This is a genomic window from Streptomyces lancefieldiae, from assembly GCF_031845825.1.
Classification (GTDB): domain Bacteria; phylum Actinomycetota; class Actinomycetes; order Streptomycetales; family Streptomycetaceae; genus Streptomyces; species Streptomyces lancefieldiae.
Map to the genome: position 1 here is coordinate 116,654 of NZ_JAVRFH010000004.1, position 16,317 is coordinate 132,970.

At 68.8% G+C, this 16,317-nt stretch carries 10 protein-coding genes; 3 read left to right on the top strand and 7 right to left on the bottom strand.

Going from position 1 to position 16,317, the window contains the following annotated elements; translation table 11 throughout:
• Positions 1–17 precede the first annotated feature (17 nt).
• Together murJ and RM812_RS05590 are read right to left on the bottom strand one after the other, a co-directional pair.
• Positions 18–2,489, bottom strand: a complete 2,472-nt coding sequence (murJ, locus tag RM812_RS05585; RefSeq protein ID WP_311571266.1) for a murein biosynthesis integral membrane protein MurJ — start codon at positions 2,487–2,489, stop codon at positions 18–20.
• Between the two features lie 43 nt (positions 2,490–2,532).
• Positions 2,533–4,926 carry a DUF6049 family protein gene (locus RM812_RS05590; protein ID WP_311571267.1) on the bottom strand — a complete coding sequence of 798 codons (2,394 nt, stop codon included), beginning with the start codon at positions 4,924–4,926 and terminating at the stop codon, positions 2,533–2,535.
• Between the two features lie 224 nt (positions 4,927–5,150).
• Between RM812_RS05590 and RM812_RS05595 the strand changes: the two genes are divergently transcribed.
• Complete coding sequence (locus RM812_RS05595; RefSeq protein ID WP_311571268.1) at positions 5,151–6,602, top strand: CCA tRNA nucleotidyltransferase; 1,452 nt, start codon at positions 5,151–5,153, stop codon at positions 6,600–6,602.
• A 150-nt stretch (positions 6,603–6,752) separates the two neighbouring features.
• Here the strand turns inward: RM812_RS05595 and RM812_RS05600 are convergent, their stop codons facing one another.
• From RM812_RS05600 to RM812_RS05615, 4 genes are all read right to left on the bottom strand, one after another.
• Positions 6,753–7,259, bottom strand: a complete 507-nt coding sequence (locus RM812_RS05600) for an LppU/SCO3897 family protein (protein WP_311571269.1) — start codon at positions 7,257–7,259, stop codon at positions 6,753–6,755.
• 122 nt (positions 7,260–7,381) lie between these two features.
• Entirely contained in the window at positions 7,382–8,644 is a 1,263-nt protein-coding gene (locus RM812_RS05605) for an MFS transporter (protein ID WP_311571270.1), read from the bottom strand.
• A 77-nt stretch (positions 8,645–8,721) separates the two neighbouring features.
• Entirely contained in the window at positions 8,722–9,804 is a 1,083-nt protein-coding gene (locus RM812_RS05610; protein WP_311571271.1) for an inositol-3-phosphate synthase, read from the bottom strand.
• 44 nt (positions 9,805–9,848) lie between these two features.
• The gene (locus tag RM812_RS05615) at positions 9,849–10,526 is read right to left on the bottom strand and encodes a PadR family transcriptional regulator (protein WP_311571272.1); all 678 of its coding nucleotides are present in this window, start codon (positions 10,524–10,526) and stop codon (positions 9,849–9,851) included.
• A gap of 352 nt (positions 10,527–10,878) precedes the next feature.
• On the opposite strand from RM812_RS05615, the gene RM812_RS05620 reads away from it, so the two are divergent.
• Complete coding sequence (locus tag RM812_RS05620) at positions 10,879–13,581, top strand: transglycosylase domain-containing protein (protein WP_311571273.1); 2,703 nt, start codon at positions 10,879–10,881, stop codon at positions 13,579–13,581.
• Between the two features lie 124 nt (positions 13,582–13,705).
• Positions 13,706–15,214: a glycosyltransferase family 87 protein gene (locus tag RM812_RS05625; protein ID WP_311571274.1), complete on the top strand. Its 1,509-nt coding sequence runs from the start codon at positions 13,706–13,708 to the stop codon at positions 15,212–15,214.
• A gap of 55 nt (positions 15,215–15,269) precedes the next feature.
• On the opposite strand, the gene RM812_RS05630 is transcribed toward RM812_RS05625, so the two are convergent.
• A complete protein-coding gene (locus RM812_RS05630; protein WP_311571275.1) occupies positions 15,270–16,301 on the bottom strand; it encodes an alanine racemase in 1,032 nt (343 codons plus the stop codon).
• Positions 16,302–16,317: the final 16 nt, after the last annotated feature.

The following is a 16,317-nucleotide window of genomic DNA, read 5'->3' on the forward strand; positions in this document are numbered from 1 at the left end:
TGCGCCTACCCCCGGCCTCAGCGTCCCAGGCGTCCGCGCACCATGCCGACCAATGAGTTGACTTCTTCGATGCGCATCCGGCGGGCGGCGACGAAGAAGACACCGAGCAGCAGCGCCCCGCCGGCCAACAGTGCGGCGAACGACCCGATGACGCCCTGGCCGAGCGTGTGGCTGATCCCGTAGCAGGCCGCCCCGCTGAGCAGGGCGGCAGGGACGGACGCGATGCACAGTCGGGCGTATGTCCGCAGCACCCGGGCACCGTCCAGGTCCCCGCCGAGCCGCTTGCGCAGCCTGCGCCAGGCGACGCCCACGCCGATCACGTAGGCCAGGCCGTAGGAGGCGGCCATACCGACGACGGCCCAGCGGGCCGGGAGCAGGAAATAGCAGAGCCCCGAGGCGGCGGCGTTGACCACGGCCACGATGACGGTGTTGTAGAACGGCGTCCGGGTGTCCTCGTAGGCGTAGAAGGCGCGGAGGACGACGTACTGCACGGAGTACGGGATGAGACCGAGGCCGAAGGCCATCAGCATGTAGCCCATGTTGGTGGCCGCGCCGGTACCCGAGGAGCCGAAGATCAGCGTGCACATCGGGATGCCGAGCGCGACGAAGCCGAAGGAGACCGGCACGATCGCGACGGCCGTCGTGCGCAGGCCCTGCGAGATGTCGTCGCGGACCGCGCCCCCGTCCTCCTCGGCTGCCGAGCGGGAGATGCGGGGCAGCAGAGCAGCCATCAGGGAGACGGTGATGATGGCCTGCGGCAGGCCCCAGATCAGCTGGGCGTTGGCGTAGGCGCTGTACCCGGTGCCGGGAAGGTCGGTGTCCGTGACCGACGCGGTGGCCAGCTGGATGACGACGAGTGCGCCCGCCTGGTTGGCGAGGACGAACAGGATCGTCCACTTGGCGAGCATCGCGGCCTTGCCGAGGCCGTGGCCCTTCCAGTCGAACCGCAGGCGCAGCCTGAACCCCGTCTCGCGCAGGTAGGGGATCATCGCGAGGGCCTGGACCACGAGGCCGAGGAGGATTCCGACACCGAGGAGACGCACGCCCTCCGGCGGGATGCTCTGGACCGTCATACCGGAGTCGGCGGCGGTGCCGTAGACCCAGAGGAACATGCCGAGCGTGACGATGATGACGATGTTGTTCAGGACCGGGGTCCACATCATCGCGCCGAACCGGCCGCGGGCGTTGAGGACCTGCCCCATCACCACATGGACACCCATGAAGAAGATGGACGGCAGGAAGTACCGGGTGAAGGTGATGGCCGTCTCGTTGGCCGCGGGGTCCGAGGCGACGGGGTTCGACAGCGCGCGGACCAGCAGTGGAGCCGCGAGCATGCCGAGTGCGGTGAGGGCGCCGAGGGCCACCATGACCAGGGTCAGAAGCCGGTTGGCGTACGCTTCGCCGCCGTCCTGGTCCTCCTTCATGGCACGGACGAGCTGCGGCACGAACACCGAGTTGAGGCCGCCGCCGACCGTCAGGATGTAGATCATCGTCGGTAGTTGATAGGCGATCTGGAAGGACTCACCCAGCAGTGCGAGCCCCAGTGCCGAGACGATCATCGCGGAACGGATGAACCCGGTCAGCCGGGAGACCATCGTGCCCGCCGCCATCACGGCGCTCGACTTCAGCAGGCCTCCCGCACGCCCGCCCTTCTTGGACGCGGCGGCCGGTGCGGCCGCGGGAGCGGGCTCGGGCTCCTGGAGGGGGGCCTCGGCCGCTTCAGGGGTGGGCGCGACCGCGTACTGGCCGGGTGCGGGTGCCGCGTACTGGCCGGGCGTCGGAGCGGGTCCGCCGCCGTACTGGCCGGGCGCCGGAGCGTTGCCGTACGGGGCGGGTCCCTGCATGTCGCCGTACTGGCCGGGCCCTGGGGTCCCGCCGTACTGGCCGGGTGCCGGCGTCCCGCCGTACTGGCCGGACCCTGGGGTCCCGCCGTACTGCCCCGGCCCCGGTGTCCCGCCGTACTGCCCCGGTGACGGGGTGGGGGCGGGTACGGACACGTGGTCGTCGTACGAGGGGTGGCCGCCGCCCTGCTGCTGGTCCCGGAACAGGTGGGCGAAGGCGTCAGGTTCGTAGCGCTGCTCACCGGCCTGGGTGACCAGATCGTCCACGCCGACGAACTGGGTCGTCCGCGGATCGTCGCCGTACGGCAGGTACTGGGTCGGGCCCTCCGGTTCGGGCGCCGGGGGCTGGGCCCAGAGGCGCGGGTCGGGGGCGTAGGGAGACTGGGGCGGCTGGGAGTACAGCGGCTGCTGCGGCGGGTACGTGCCCGGCGGGGGCGGGGGGTGCGCGGCGCGGTCGTAGAGAGCCTCGGAGACCGGGTCCTGGGCGGAGAGGTCCTGCGCCCGGTAGGGGTCCTGGTCGTAGGCGTCCTGGAGGTACATGTCCGCGGGCGGCTCCGGCGGCGTCCGGTTGGCGTCGGGCGGCGGACCCTCGGGGTGGCCCGAGCCGTCCACGGCCTGACCGCGGTCACCGTCGTACGGCGCGTTCATGGTTACCCCACCTCATCGTCCCGGGCCGACCGGCCACGACATCTCAACGGTCCACTCTCTCACCCGTGCCGGACGGGTCGCCGTTTTCCGCTGCGGTGTCCGGCGCCGGGTCACTCGGCTGCTCCGGGTCGCCTGCCCGGGGGCGTGCCTCGGACTCCTCCTCGAGACGTTCCTCGGAACCTTCGGGGTTCTCCGGGCCGTCCTCGGGGTTTTCGGCCTCCCGAGCCTCGCCGGGCTCGCTCTTCTCGGCCTCGCGGCCGGCGGCCCGCTTGCGCTGCGTGTACATCCGGAAGCCGGCGAGCACGAGAAGCAGGACACCGCCGCCGATGACGAGCATCACGGTGGCTGTGATCTCGGTGACCTTCACGTCGAAGGTGACGGGATCGCCGTACTTCCGTCCGTCCATCGTGTACAGCTGGGCGATCACCGTCGCCCGGCCGTTGGCGTTGGCAGACGTGGTGAACTTCACCGACTGGCTGTGGCCGCCGGAGACGGAGACCGGCTGCTCCTGGTAGGCGGCGCCACCGATCTCGAGACGTGTCGGGTTGGTCGAGGTGAGCCGCAGGACCAGGGGGCCGACATCCTGCACCAGGTTGTTCTGCACCGTCACGGGAATCGTGGCGCTGCGGCCGGAGAGCTTCGTCTCCGACTTGTCGATCAGTCCGACCCGGCCGGTCAGCCCGTCGAGGTACGTCTTCACGTCGGCGCGGAACGACTCCGCTTCGGCGGCCCGGCCCCGCCACGACGCGGACATCTCGCGGTTCAGGGCGCGTCCGAAGGGGGTCACGACCCGGGACGGGTTCGACAGGACGACCTGGAACTTGGCGAGCTTGTCCTGTGTCCGCGTGGTCTGCACGAACGCCGACCGGGGCAGTTCCTTCTTGCGCAGGGCCGAGGGGTAGGAGGAGGTGCCCGGCACCTTCGTGGTGGCGTCGGGGTCCGGCTTGGCGGCGGCGGCGGCCGCCAGCTTCTGGGACTCCGACCAGGTGCCGCCTTGGAGCGCCCTCAGCGCCTCGGCCATGGCTCGTGCCTGGCTGCCGGAGGGTGTGCGTTGCGGGGCGACGACGATGCTGCGCTGCTTGCCGGTCTGCTGGCCGAGGGCCAGGCTCTGGGCGAGGAACCGCTGCACCGCGAGTGTGGACGCGGAGGCTTTCGTCAGGTCGCCCTCGAACGCCGTGGACAGCCGGGCGTCGGCGACGACGGCCGTCGTGCCGCCTCCGATGGGGCGGGCCGCGGAGGGCGTGTACGGCAGACCGTGGGTCTCCTTGAGGCTGTCGCTGCGGGCGATCACCTTGTCGGCACCGGCAGAGGTGGCGACCTTGACGATCGACCGGTCGACGGCACCGTTCACCGGCCAGGCGAAGTCGGTGCTCGGTTTCACGTGGAGGATCGGCTCGACCGTGTTGGTGATGACGTCCGTGGCGTCCTTCAGCTGGCTCAGCGAGCCGGTGACGTCCCTGCCGTTGTGGGCGAGGGACGCCAGGTCCGGGTCGGCGAAGGGAAGGGCGACGACCTCCTTGTCGGCCACCGCGTCCTGCAGTTCGGCGAGCCATTCCTTGGCGATGTCCTGGTGGGTGCCGGCGGTGGTCGTGTCCCCGTCCCGGACGCGGTAGCTGCCCGTCATCGCGTCGACGGACGCCAGGAGGTCCGGGTCGACCACCCAGGTGACGTCGAGGTCCTTGCCCAGCGTCACCATCTGGTTCAGACGGCCCCCAGGGGAGATCTCCTTGGCCAGGTCGTCGTTGAGGAAGACCGGTGTCTGCTCCTCGTTCGGTCCCGTCTCGGCGGCCATGTGCGTGGTCGAGACGAGTGGCCACAGAGCCGTGGTCTTCGTCCTGGGGTCGGCCGCCTCGGGCTGCCAGGGCAGGAAGGTGCGCTGGATGCCGAGGATCTGCTCCCACGGCTGTGCCGAGGTCTGTCCGGAGAGCGAGACGGCGAATTCGTAGACACCGTCCTCACCGAGGTCCAGGTCGTCGACCGGGACGGAGATGTTGAAGTGCTCGGCGACGCCGGGGGTGAGCTTCGAGAACTTCTCGGTGTACTTGTCGTCGATCTCCGGGGCGATGGCCTCCTGGAGATCGTCGCTGTCCTTGGCGATCTGGTCGACGGCCGAGCGGGTGTTGACCTCGGCGCCCAGGCGCAGGCCCACGTGGGCGTCGGTGACCGTGCGCTTGCCGTTGTTGGTCACGGTGCCGGACACGGTCACCGTGTCCCCGTCCGTGGGGACGGAGGGGGTGAGCGAGTCGACGGCGACGGCGACCGAGCCCGAGTCGGAGTCGGTCTTGGCGGAGGACTGCCCGTCGGCGTGTGCCGGGCCCGCCGGCAGCTGGACCAGGCCGGCCAGGAGAGGCGCCCCGGCGATCAGCGCCGTGGTGCGCCGTAGCCACCGGCGGGCAGGTGAGGGACTGGTCCCCTGGAAGTCTGCCGCCTCGGCCACGCGCTCGCCCGTCCCTCGTCGTCGTCAGTGGTCGTCGGAATGTGCGTCCACGCATGGTAACGATGCGCGCCGAGGGGAAGTGCCGCGGCGTACGCCACAAGATCCGGTGGTGAACGGCGCTGTCCCGTATGTGCCCCTATAAGGGGGCGTGGGAAAAGGAAGAGACCCGGTGCGCGATCAATGAGGGCGCCGGTGTCCGCGCGGGCCACGTACCCTGTTCTGTTGTGCCGAACGCCAACGAAGTCAACCCCAGTGCCCCGAGTCAGGCGCAGCACCGTGCGGTGAGTGAACCGCTGCGGGTGGCCCCTGTCGCCGACGACCTCGCCCGCCGCTTCCAGGAGGCCGGGTTCTCTCTTGCCCTGGTCGGCGGCTCGGTCCGGGACGCGTTGCTCGGCCGGCTCGGCAACGACCTGGACTTCACGACCGACGCCCGCCCGCAGGACGTCCTGAAGATCGTGCGGCCGTGGGCGGACGCCGTCTGGGAGGTCGGCATCGCCTTCGGCACGGTCGGGGCCCAGAAGGACGGCTACCAGATCGAGGTGACCACCTACCGGTCGGAGGCCTACGACCGCACCTCGCGTAAGCCCGAGGTCTCCTACGGCGACTCCATCGAGGAGGATCTCGTCCGGAGGGACTTCACCGTGAACGCCATGGCCGTCGCGTTGCCGGAGAAGGAGTTCATCGATCCGCACGGAGGGCTCGACGACCTCGCTGCCCGGCTGCTGCGTACTCCGGGGACTCCGGAGGAGTCCTTCTCGGACGATCCGCTCCGGATGATGCGGGCCGCTCGGTTCGCCGCGCAGCTCGACTTCGAGGTGGCTCCCGAGGTCGTCGCCGCGATGAAGGACATGGCCGGGCGGATCGACATCGTCTCGGCCGAGCGAGTCCGGGACGAGCTGAACAAGCTCATCCTCTCCGCGCACCCGCGCAAGGGGCTGACCCTGCTGGTGGACACCGGCCTCGCCGAGCGGGTTCTGCCCGAACTGCCGGCCCTGCGGCTGGAGCGTGACGAGCACCACCGGCACAAGGACGTCTACGACCACACGCTCATCGTCCTGGAGCAGGCGATGGCCCTGGAGAGCGAGGGGCCCGACCTGACCCTCCGCCTGGCTGCTCTGCTGCACGACATCGGTAAGCCGCGCACGCGTCGCTTCGAGAAGGACGGGCGGGTCTCGTTCCACCACCACGAAGTGGTCGGGGCCAAGATGACGAGGAAGCGCATGACCGCGCTGAAGTACTCCAACGACCTGGTGAAGGACGTCTCGCGCCTGGTCGAACTGCACCTGCGCTTCCACGGTTACGGCACGGGTGAGTGGACGGACTCCGCGGTCCGTCGCTACGTCCGGGACGCCGGTCCGCAGCTCGACCGGCTCCACAAGCTGACCCGCTCGGACTGCACGACCCGTAACAAGCGCAAGGCCGCGGCCCTTTCGCGGGCCTACGACGGGTTGGAGGAGCGGATCGCGCAGCTGCAGGAGCAGGAGGAGCTGGACGCGATCCGCCCGGACCTGGACGGCAACCAGATCATGGAGATCCTCGGCATTGGCCCCGGACCGGCCGTCGGCCAGGCCTACAAGCAGATGCTGGAGCTCCGTTTGGAGAACGGGCCGATGGAGTACGACGCGGCGGTGGCGGCCCTCAAGGAGTGGTGGGAGCAGCACGCAGGGGCGGCGTAGGGATGAGTGGCGTGCGGCACCCGGGTCCGCTGCCGGAACGACCTGCTGTGCTCCGCGACTCACCTTCCCCCGTCATGGCGGCGACAGCGAGGCTGCCTTCGGCCGGGATGTTTCACGTGAAACATGTCCGGGAGGGAGAGGTCGGTCGGCTCAGGCGTCGCCGAGGCAGAGCAGGAACTCTTCTCCGTCCCCGGTTTCCGCGTAGAACCCAGTGGCTCCGTCGACCTTGCGGCACTCGGTCTCGGCGGTGAGCTGCGAGTAGTGTCCCTTCACCTTCTTGAGCACCTTGCCCTCGGCCTCCGAGGAGGAGCAGTCCACGACCTCCATGCGGTCCGAGGACGATGACGCGGACTTGAGGCAGTCGCCCACGCCGGCCTGGTCGGCGTCGTCCCGGCTGGCGATGTAACCGCCGACGGCCACACCGACGACGACCACGGCGATGACGATGTTCTTGATCGTCTTGAAGCTAGGCTTGCGGCGGGCCGGCTGCGGCGGAACCGGGGCGTACGGCGCACCCTGCTGGGGGAACCCGGGCTGACCGGGCTGCTGCGGGAAGCCCGGCTGGCCCTGAGCGAAGGGGTTCTGCCCCTGTGGCTGTTGCGGAGCCTGCGGCTGGCCCTGCGCGAACGGATTGCCCTGGGGCGGCGGAGTAGTCACTGGGGGTCCCCCTCAAACATAGGTGCGTGTCGCGAACATGACGCGAGTAAGACGCACGTAAGCTATCGGGCCTCGCTGGCAACTCTGTAGTCCAGTGGGGCTCTGTGGCATTGATGTGACACTTACTGGCCCTCAAACCGGGCCATAGTCGCCGCAACTACTGCGTAGCCCACTGACATCGTTACGATCAGCGCCACGGATCGGCCGTCCGGTGGCAGCATCAGCGCGGCCACCCCGGCGGCGCCGACGAAGGCGACGTTGAAGAGCACGTCATAGACGGAAAAGATCCGGCCACGGAAGGCATCGTCGACCGTGGACTGCACGACCGTGTCGGTCGCGATCTTCGCACCCTGTGTCGTCAGGCCCAGGACGAACGCCGCGAAGAGCAGCGGCACGGTGGCGAACGGCAGGCCGAGAGCCGGCACCAGGACCGCGGCGGCCCCCGCGCACACGGCCATCCACCGGCCGGGCCCGAGCCGTCCCGCCGCCCAGGGAGTGACCACCGCAGCCGTGAAGAAGCCTGCTCCGGAGACACCCAGCGCCAGCCCCAGCAGGGCCAGCCCCTCGTCCGTGTCCGAGGTCAGGGCGTACCGGCACAGCATCAGCAGCATGACCAGCAGAGCGCCGTAGCAGAACCGCATCAGCGCCATGCCCGCGAGCGACCACGCCGCTTCCCGGCGTGCCGGGGCGGCGAGATGGCGTACTCCCGCGGCCAGGTCGCGGGCGGTGCCGGCCAGAGCCGAGGCCAGCCGGGGCGGTACGAGCGACCGGTCGGGACCCAGCAGTTCCACGGCGATGCGCAGCGACGCCAGCGCACCGCACAGATACAGGGCGGCTCCGAGCAGCACCACGGCGGCATCGGAGTCCGCGATCACGAGGCGTACGGCGAGGGCGAGGCCGCCGCCCGCCGTCGCGGCCAGGGTGCCGGCGGTCGGGGAGAGCGAGTTGGCGATCACCAGTCGCTCGGTGTCGACCACGCGCGGCAGCGCTGCGGACAGGCCCGCGAGCACGAAGCGGTTGACGGCGGTGACACAGAGAGCGGAGACGTAGAAGAGCCAGTCCGGGACGGAGGCGACCATCAGCACGGCCGTCACCGAGGCCAGCGCGGCGCGCAGCAGGTTGCCGTACAGAAAGACCTGGCGGCGGCGCCAGCGGTCCAGCAGGACGCCGGCGAAGGGCCCCACCAAGGAGTAGGGAAGCAGCAGAACCGCCATGGCCGAGGCGATCGCGGCGGGCGAGGTCTGTTTCTCCGGGGAGAAGACGACGTAGGTGGCGAGCGCGACCTGGTAGACGCCGTCGGCGCCCTGGGAGAGCAGGCGCACGGTGAGCAGGCGTCGAAACCCCTTCAGGCGCAGCAGGATGCGCAGGTCACGGACGACGGCCATGGGGCACAGCCTCACATACGGGAAAGGTCCCCGGGTCATCGACCCGGGGACCTCCGGCGGACCGAAGTCCGCGTTCGTCAGCGCTCGACCTCGCCGGCGATGAACTTCTCGACGTTGGTACGGGCCTCGTCGTCGAAGTACTGGACCGGCGGGGACTTCATGAAGTAGCTCGACGCCGACAGGATCGGACCGCCGATGCCCCGGTCCTTGGCGATCTTCGCGGCGCGCAGGGCGTCGATGATGACACCCGCGGAGTTCGGGGAGTCCCAGACCTCGAGCTTGTACTCCAGGTTCAGCGGGACGTCACCGAACGCACGGCCCTCGAGGCGGACGTAGGCCCACTTGCGGTCGTCCAGCCAGGCGACGTAGTCGGACGGGCCGATGTGGACGTTCTTCTCGCCGAGGTCCCGGTCGGGGATCTGGGAGGTGACGGCCTGCGTCTTGGAGATCTTCTTGGACTCGAGGCGGTCGCGCTCGAGCATGTTCTTGAAGTCCATGTTGCCGCCGACGTTCAGCTGCATCGTGCGGTCCAGGACGACGCCCCGGTCCTCGAACAGCTTCGCCATGACGCGGTGCGTGATGGTGGCGCCGACCTGCGACTTGATGTCGTCACCGACGATCGGCACGCCCGCCTCGGTGAACTTGTCCGCCCACTCCTTGGTGCCGGCGATGAAGACCGGGAGGGCGTTGACGAAGGCGACCTTGGCGTCGATGGCGCACTGGGCGTAGTACTTCGCCGCGTCCTCGGAACCGACGGGCAGGTAGCAGACGAGGACGTCGACCTGCTTGTCCTTGAGGATCTGGACGATGTCCACCGGCTCCTCGGCGGACTCCTCGATGGTCTCGCGGTAGTACTTGCCGAGACCGTCGAGCGTGTGGCCACGCTGGACCTGGACGCCGCTGTTCGGCACGTCGCAGATCTTGATGGTGTTGTTCTCGGAGGCGCCGATGGCGTCCGCGAGGTCCAGGCCGACCTTCTTGGCGTCCACGTCGAAGGCGGCGACGAACTCGATGTCACGGACGTGGTAGTCGCCGAACTGGACGTGCATCAGGCCCGGGACCTTGGACGCCGGGTCGGCGTCCTTGTAGTACTCGACGCCCTGCACCAGCGATGCGGCGCAGTTGCCCACACCGACGATGGCTACGCGAACCGAACCCATTCCGGTTGCTCCCTGTGTGTACGAGTGAGGCCCTGACTGGGCGCTCACGTGGCGGTGTCGCCGGGCGTATCCGGCCGGGGGTCTCCCCCGGACCGGGGCAGGCCGCCCGTCGTTCCAGATGTCGTGTCCTGTTGAGCGGTCCCCTCCGCAGCGGAACCCCGCAGGTCCCGCCCCGCCCGCTCGCTCTCGATGAGCTCGTTCAGCCAGCGCACTTCGCGCTCCACGGACTCCATTCCATGGCGCTGGAGCTCAAGCGTGTAGTCGTCGAGTCGCTCCCGGGTGCGGGCCAGAGAGGCACGCATCTTCTCCAGGCGCTCCTCCAGCCGGCTGCGCCGGCCCTCGAGTACGCGCATGCGTACGTCACGCGACGTCTGCCCGAAGAACGCGAAGCGAGCGGCGAAGGTCTCGTCCTCGTACGCGTCCGGTCCCGTCTGTGAGAGGAGCTGCTCGAAGTGTTCCTTACCGTCGGCCGTCAACCGGTAGACGATCTTGGCGCGGCGTCCCGTGAGGGATGCGGCGGCCTCGCCGACGTTCCCCGGTTCCTCGATCAACCAGCCGTTGGCGACCAGCGTCTTGAGGCAGGGGTAGAGCGTCCCGTAGCTGAACGCCCGGAACACACCCAGTGACGTGTTGAGCCGTTTGCGCAGCTCATAGCCGTGCATCGGGGATTCGCGGAGCAGGCCGAGTACGGCGAACTCGAGGATGCCGGAACGTCGGCTCATCGTCGCCTCCTCTCGTCCTTATGCCGCGCTGATGTATCGACTCGATACATCACGACGATAGAACGACCTTCCGCGTGCGACAAGAGGGGTGTGGGTGAACGGGGTCACATCGGGGTTTCATCGCGAGCAAGTTGCCTGATTTGAGGTGAACTTCGGAGCTCGGGGGTTTTTCCGGTGCGTAGTCTGTGCGCCATGCAGACCACCGGGAACCGAGTGACGCGTGGGGGCGTCCCTCTCCCCGGTGCAGTACGGGTGAATGCGGAAGGGGCCGCATCCGTACTTCGGGGGGACCGAGAACCAGCCGCCTTTTCCAGGCGCGCAAAGGTGCGCCTGCCCGAGGAGTAGTCGTTCGATGAGCGAGCACCGTCGCAAACCGCCGCCGCCGCAGGGCGGCGGACGTGTCGCGGCCCGACGCGGCCAGTCCGGCTCGTCCTCCGGCCGCCGCGCGGCACAGCGAGGCGCCACAGGGTCTCCGTCCGGCTCGTACGGTCCGGAGGACGAGGAGCGTTCGTACGGGAGCCGCGCCGAAGCACGGCGCGCGGCACAGCGGAGCGGAGGCGGTCGCCGCAGAGCGGCGGAGCCGGGCCGCGGAGGCCGGCGGGCCGCTCCCGGCGGTCCGGCAGGCGCCGGACGGGGCCGCGCGGCACCGCCCGGCAAGAAGCGGGTGATCGACTACCCGCGCCGCGACAAGGACGGGTGGCACCGCTGGGTGCCCTCGTGGAAACTCGTCTCGGGATCGTGCGTCGCCTTCTTCGGCGCCATGGTGGCCGCCGCGGGCATCGCCTACGCCATGGTGAGCGTCCCCGTCGTCAGCGAGACCGCCACGGCGCAGAACAACGTCTACTACTGGGCCGACGGCAGCCAGATGGTGGCCACGGGCGGTGAGCGCAACCGGCAGAGCGTCAATCTCGCGCAGATTCCCAAGGCGATGCGCAATGCCGTCATCTCGCAGGAGAACAAGACCTTCTACGACGACAACGGCATCGACCCCAAGGGCATCGCCCGCGCCGTGTTCAACATGGCCAGGGGCGGCGATACACAGGGTGGCTCCACCATCACCCAGCAGTACGTGAAGAACGCGATGCTGAACGACCAGTCGCAGACGATCTCCCGCAAGGTCAAGGAGATCTTCGTCTCGGTCAAGGTCGGTGCCGAGGAGCCGAAGGACAAGATCCTCGAGGGCTACCTGAACTCCGCGTACTACGGCCGCGGCGCCTACGGGATCCAGGCGGCCTCGCGGGCGTACTTCAACGTGGACGCCGTCGATCTCAACGCCGGCCAGTGTGCCTTCCTCTCGGCGATGCTCAAGGGCGCCACGTACTACGACCCGGCGGGCGCGACCTCGATCGACCCGGCGGCGACCCCGAAGGCCAACAGCGAGCGTGCCAAGAGGCAGATGCAGGACACGCTCGACAAGATGGTGGAGTACGGGCACCTCAGCCAGGAGGAACGGGCCAAGTACACCGATCTCCCCAAGTGGGAGAACCCGCGGTCGAACACCCAGCTGGGCGGCCAGATCGGCTATCTCGTGGACCTGGCCAAGGCTTCCGTGATCAAGACCGGCAAGGTCACGCAGAAGCAGCTGGAGCAGGGCGGGTACTCGATCTACACGACCTTCGAGAAGAAGAAGGTCGATGAGCTCGAAGCCGCGGTCAACAAGGTCTACAAGAAGAACATCGACCCCGAGAAGCGTCCCAAGACGGACACCCATGTGCAGTTCGGCGGGGCGTCGGTGGACCCCGAGACGGGTGCCATCAAGGCCATCTACGGTGGGCAGGACGCGACCAAGCACTTCACCAACAACGCCGACGTGACCGGTGCCCAGGTCGGTTCGACCTTCAAGCCGTTCGTGCTCGCGGCGGCGATGAAGTGGGGTGTGCGCGACCCCGAGGGCGGTGAGGTCCAGGGTCAGGACGAACGCACCATCGTCTCCCCGAAGAGCATCTACAGCGGCGAGAACGACCTCAAGATCAAGGAATACGACGGGACGATCTGGCAGAACGAGAAGGGTGAGCAGTGGCGCCAGGAGAACGACGGTGAGAAGTCGGTAGGTAAGGCGCCGGACTTCAAGATCGACCTCCGCGAGGCCATGCGGGAGTCCGTGAACTCCGCCTTCGTACAGCTCGGCATGGATGTCGGCCTGGACAAGGTGAAGGAGGCCGCCGTCGACGCGGGGCTTCTGGAAGGCAGCCTGGCGGGCTCGGGTTACCCGTCGTTCTCCATCGGCGTCTCGGACCCGAGTGCCATCCGCATGGCGGGCACGTACGCCACCTTCGCGGAGAGCGGCAAGCAGCGCGATCCGTACTCCGTCACCAAGGTGTCCAACAAGGACGGCACGGTCTACACGCACACGGTCAAGACCAAGCAGGCGTTCACCGCGAAGGTCGCGGACAACGTCACGGACGTCCTGAAGACCGTCGTCGAGGAGGGAACGGGTACCAACGCCCAGCTTCCCGGCCGTGAGGTGGCCGGTAAGACCGGTACCACGGACGGCAACAAGTCCGCCTGGTTCGTCGGCTACACCCCGCAGCTGTCGACCGCGATCAGCATGTTCCGCTACCCGGACGACGAGACCATCAAGAACCGCACGTTCCTGGAGATGTACGGAACGGGCGGCGAGAGAGAGATCCATGGTGCGTCCTTCCCGTCCCATATCTGGCGGGACTACATGGAAGACGCGCTGAAGGGCACGAAGCCGGAGACGTTCCCGAAGCCGGATCCCATCGGCGAGGTCATCAACGACACCCCGCCGCCGAGCCCGTCTCCCTCGCCCTCCAAGTCGAAGGAGGAGGAGAAGACGAGTCCGTCTCCGTCTCCGTCGCCCAGTCACAGCGAGACCGCTCCCTCACCGTCGGCGAGCAACACCTGCGGCGTCTTCGGCTGGAACTGCGAGGGCGGGCAGGAAAACGGCGGCAACGACACCGCCGGCAACGAGTCCGGTGGTTGGGAGGGCAGCCCCTCACCTTCGACGTCGCCCAGTGGGACAGGGGAAGAGGACGACGGCAAAGGCAACCAGCACGGAGGTGGCGGCTTCATCGCAGGCCCGAACGGTTAGCCGTCACAGAGTCCGACATGCGCGCGTTTCACGTGAAACACTCACAAGTTTCACGTGAAACAGGGGCCGCCGCACCCAGCGAGGGTGCGGCGGCCCCGGCTTATTCCCAGACCCGTACGGCAGGATGTGCCCCATGCCCAGTGCAGAATCGACGCCAGCAACCGTGCACGAGCCGGACCCGGTGCAGCCGACCAGGGAGGACACGGTCGCTGCGGCCGGCAGCGAGCTGATCGGCGGCCCTCTCGGCCGGCATGCCCTGCTCGGCACGTCCTGGTGGACCCCCGTGCGGGTGATCGCGCTCGTGGCGATCGGCATCTTCGCCCTCGGCCTGGTCCAGAAGGCGCCCTGCTACAACGGGGCCTGGTTCTTCGGCGCCAGTTCCCAGTACACGCATGCCTGCTACTCGGACATTCCGCACCTCTACCAGGCGCGCGGGTTCGCCGACGAGCTAGTGCCGTACTTCGACAGACTCCCCGGTGACATGGAGTACCTCGAGTACCCGGTGCTGACCGGCGTGTTCATGGAGGTCGCGTCCTGGCTCACCCCGGGCAGCGGCACGCTCCAGGACCAGGAGCAGTGGTACTGGATGGTCAACGCCGGGATGCTCATGGTGTGCGCGGCCGTCATCGCCGTCTGCGTGACCCGCACGCACACCCGGCGGCCCTGGGACGGCCTGTTGGTCGCGCTCGCGCCCGCCTTCGCGCTGACCGCCACCGTCAACTGGGACCTGCTGGCGGTGGCCCTGACGTCCGCCGCGATCCTGATGTGGTCGCGGGGACGTTCGCTGGCGTTCGGTGTTCTGCTGGGCCTGGCCACGGCCGCCAAGCTCTACCCCTTCCTGATCCTCGGTCCGCTGCTCGTGCTGTGCTGGCGTGCGGGCAAATGGCGGGAGTTCGGTAAGGCTCTGGGGGGTGCGGCCGTCGCCTGGCTCGTGGTGAACCTGCCGGTCATGCTCTTCGCCTTCGACGGATGGTCGAAGTTCTACACGTTCAGTCAGGAACGGGGCGTCGATTTCGGGTCCTTCTGGCTGATCCTGGTCCGCAACACCGACAACCCGCCCAGCACCGAGACCGTCAACACACTCGCCACGCTGCTGATGGTGCTGTGCTGCGGCGCCGTCGCGGCGCTCACGCTGACCGCGCCCCGGCGTCCGCGGTTCGCTCAGCTCGCCTTCCTGATCGTCGCGGCGTTCATCCTCACCAACAAGGTCTACTCACCGCAGTACGTGCTGTGGCTGGTGCCGCTGGCCGCACTGGCCCGGCCGAAGTGGCGGGACTTCCTGATCTGGCAGGCGTGCGAGGTGGTCTACTTCCTGGGTATCTGGATGTATCTCGCCTATACGACCAGCGGTGACGCCCACAAGGGCCTGCCGGTGGACGGTTACCACTGGGCCATCGGCGCGCACTTGGTGGGAACGCTGTTCCTGTGCGGCATGGTCGTGCGCGACATCCTGATGCCGGACCGGGACCCGGTGCGGCGGGCGGGCGACGACGACCCGTCGGGTGGTGTGCTCGATGGGTCGCAGGACGTCTTCGCCCTGGGCCCCGCGGCCCGGACCGAGCGGCCCGCGGCCCACTTCGAGGGGCCACAGGTGGAGTGGGGCACGAAAAAGCAGACAGGCGGTTCGCTCTGAGCGAACGGGCGAAGAGTCGGGGCCGTACACGGAGACATCGTGTACGGCCTTCTCGCTAGCGGTCGAGGATCCGGTCGAACTGCGTGGTGGTGTGCCGCAGATGGGCCACCAGCTCGTCACCCACCGTCGGCTCCGGCGCATCCGAGGGCACGAACAGGATCGACACCTGCATGTGCGGCGGCTCCGCGAACCAGCGCTGCTTGCCGCCCCACACGAACGGCGAGAGGTTGCGGTTGACCGTGGCGAGGCCGGCCCGGGCGACGCCCTTGGCGCGCGGCATGACGCCGTGCAACGCCTTGGGGGCCTCCAGGCCCACGCCGTGCGACGTGCCGCCCGCCACGACCACCAGGTAACCGTCGGAGGCCGCCTTCTGCTGCCGGTAGCCGAAGCGCTCGCCCTTGCTCACGCGCGTGACGTCCAGAACCGCGCCGCGGTACTCGGTGGCGTCGTGGTCCCCCAGCCACAGACGCGTTCCGATCCGGGCCCGGAAACGGGTCTGCGGGAACTGCTGCTGCAGCCGGGCCAGTTCGTCGGCCTTGAGATGACTGACGAACATCGTGTGCAGCGGCAGCCGGGCCGCGCGCAGTCGGTCCATCCAGCCGATGACCTCCTCGACGGCGTCCGAACCGTCGGTGCGGTCCAGCGGCAGATGGATGGCGAAGCCCTCCAGCCGGACGTTCTCTATGGCGGCGTGCAGCTGCGGCAGGTCCTGCTCGCTGATGCCGTGCCGCTTCATCGAGGACATCACCTCGATGACCACCCGCGCGCCCACGAGGCCGTACACGCCGTCGACGGACGACACCGAGCGCACGACCCGGTCGGGCAGCGGCACGGGCTCCTCGCCGCGCCGGTACGGAGTCAGCACCAGCAGGTCGCCGCCGAAGAAGTCCTTGATCCGGGCGGCCTCGTACGTCGTGCCGACGGCCAGCACGTCCGAGCCCAGGCGCGTGGCCTCCTCCGCCAGCCGCTCGTGGCCGAAGCCGTAGCCGTTGCCCTTGCAGACCGGGACCAGCCCGGGGAACTGCTCCTGCACGTGCTTGTGGTGCGCCCGCCAGCGCGCGGTGTCGACGTAGAGCGTGAGCGCCATGGCCGGACCTGGGACC

What these genes read in the sequence shown, in the direction of transcription:
- murJ (WP_311571266.1), bottom strand. Translation starts at nt 2,489, where the DNA reads ATGAACGCGCCGTACGACGGTGACCGCGGTCAGGCCGTGGACGGCTCG.
- RM812_RS05605 (WP_311571270.1), bottom strand. Translation starts at nt 8,644, where the DNA reads ATGGCCGTCGTCCGTGACCTGCGCATCCTGCTGCGCCTGAAGGGGTTT.
- RM812_RS05610 (WP_311571271.1), bottom strand. Translation starts at nt 9,804, where the DNA reads ATGGGTTCGGTTCGCGTAGCCATCGTCGGTGTGGGCAACTGCGCCGCA.
- RM812_RS05615 (WP_311571272.1), bottom strand. Translation starts at nt 10,526, where the DNA reads ATGAGCCGACGTTCCGGCATCCTCGAGTTCGCCGTACTCGGCCTGCTC.
- RM812_RS05620 (WP_311571273.1), top strand. Translation starts at nt 10,879, where the DNA reads ATGAGCGAGCACCGTCGCAAACCGCCGCCGCCGCAGGGCGGCGGACGT.
- RM812_RS05625 (WP_311571274.1), top strand. Translation starts at nt 13,706, where the DNA reads ATGTGCCCCATGCCCAGTGCAGAATCGACGCCAGCAACCGTGCACGAG.
- RM812_RS05630 (WP_311571275.1), bottom strand. Translation starts at nt 16,301, where the DNA reads ATGGCGCTCACGCTCTACGTCGACACCGCGCGCTGGCGGGCGCACCAC.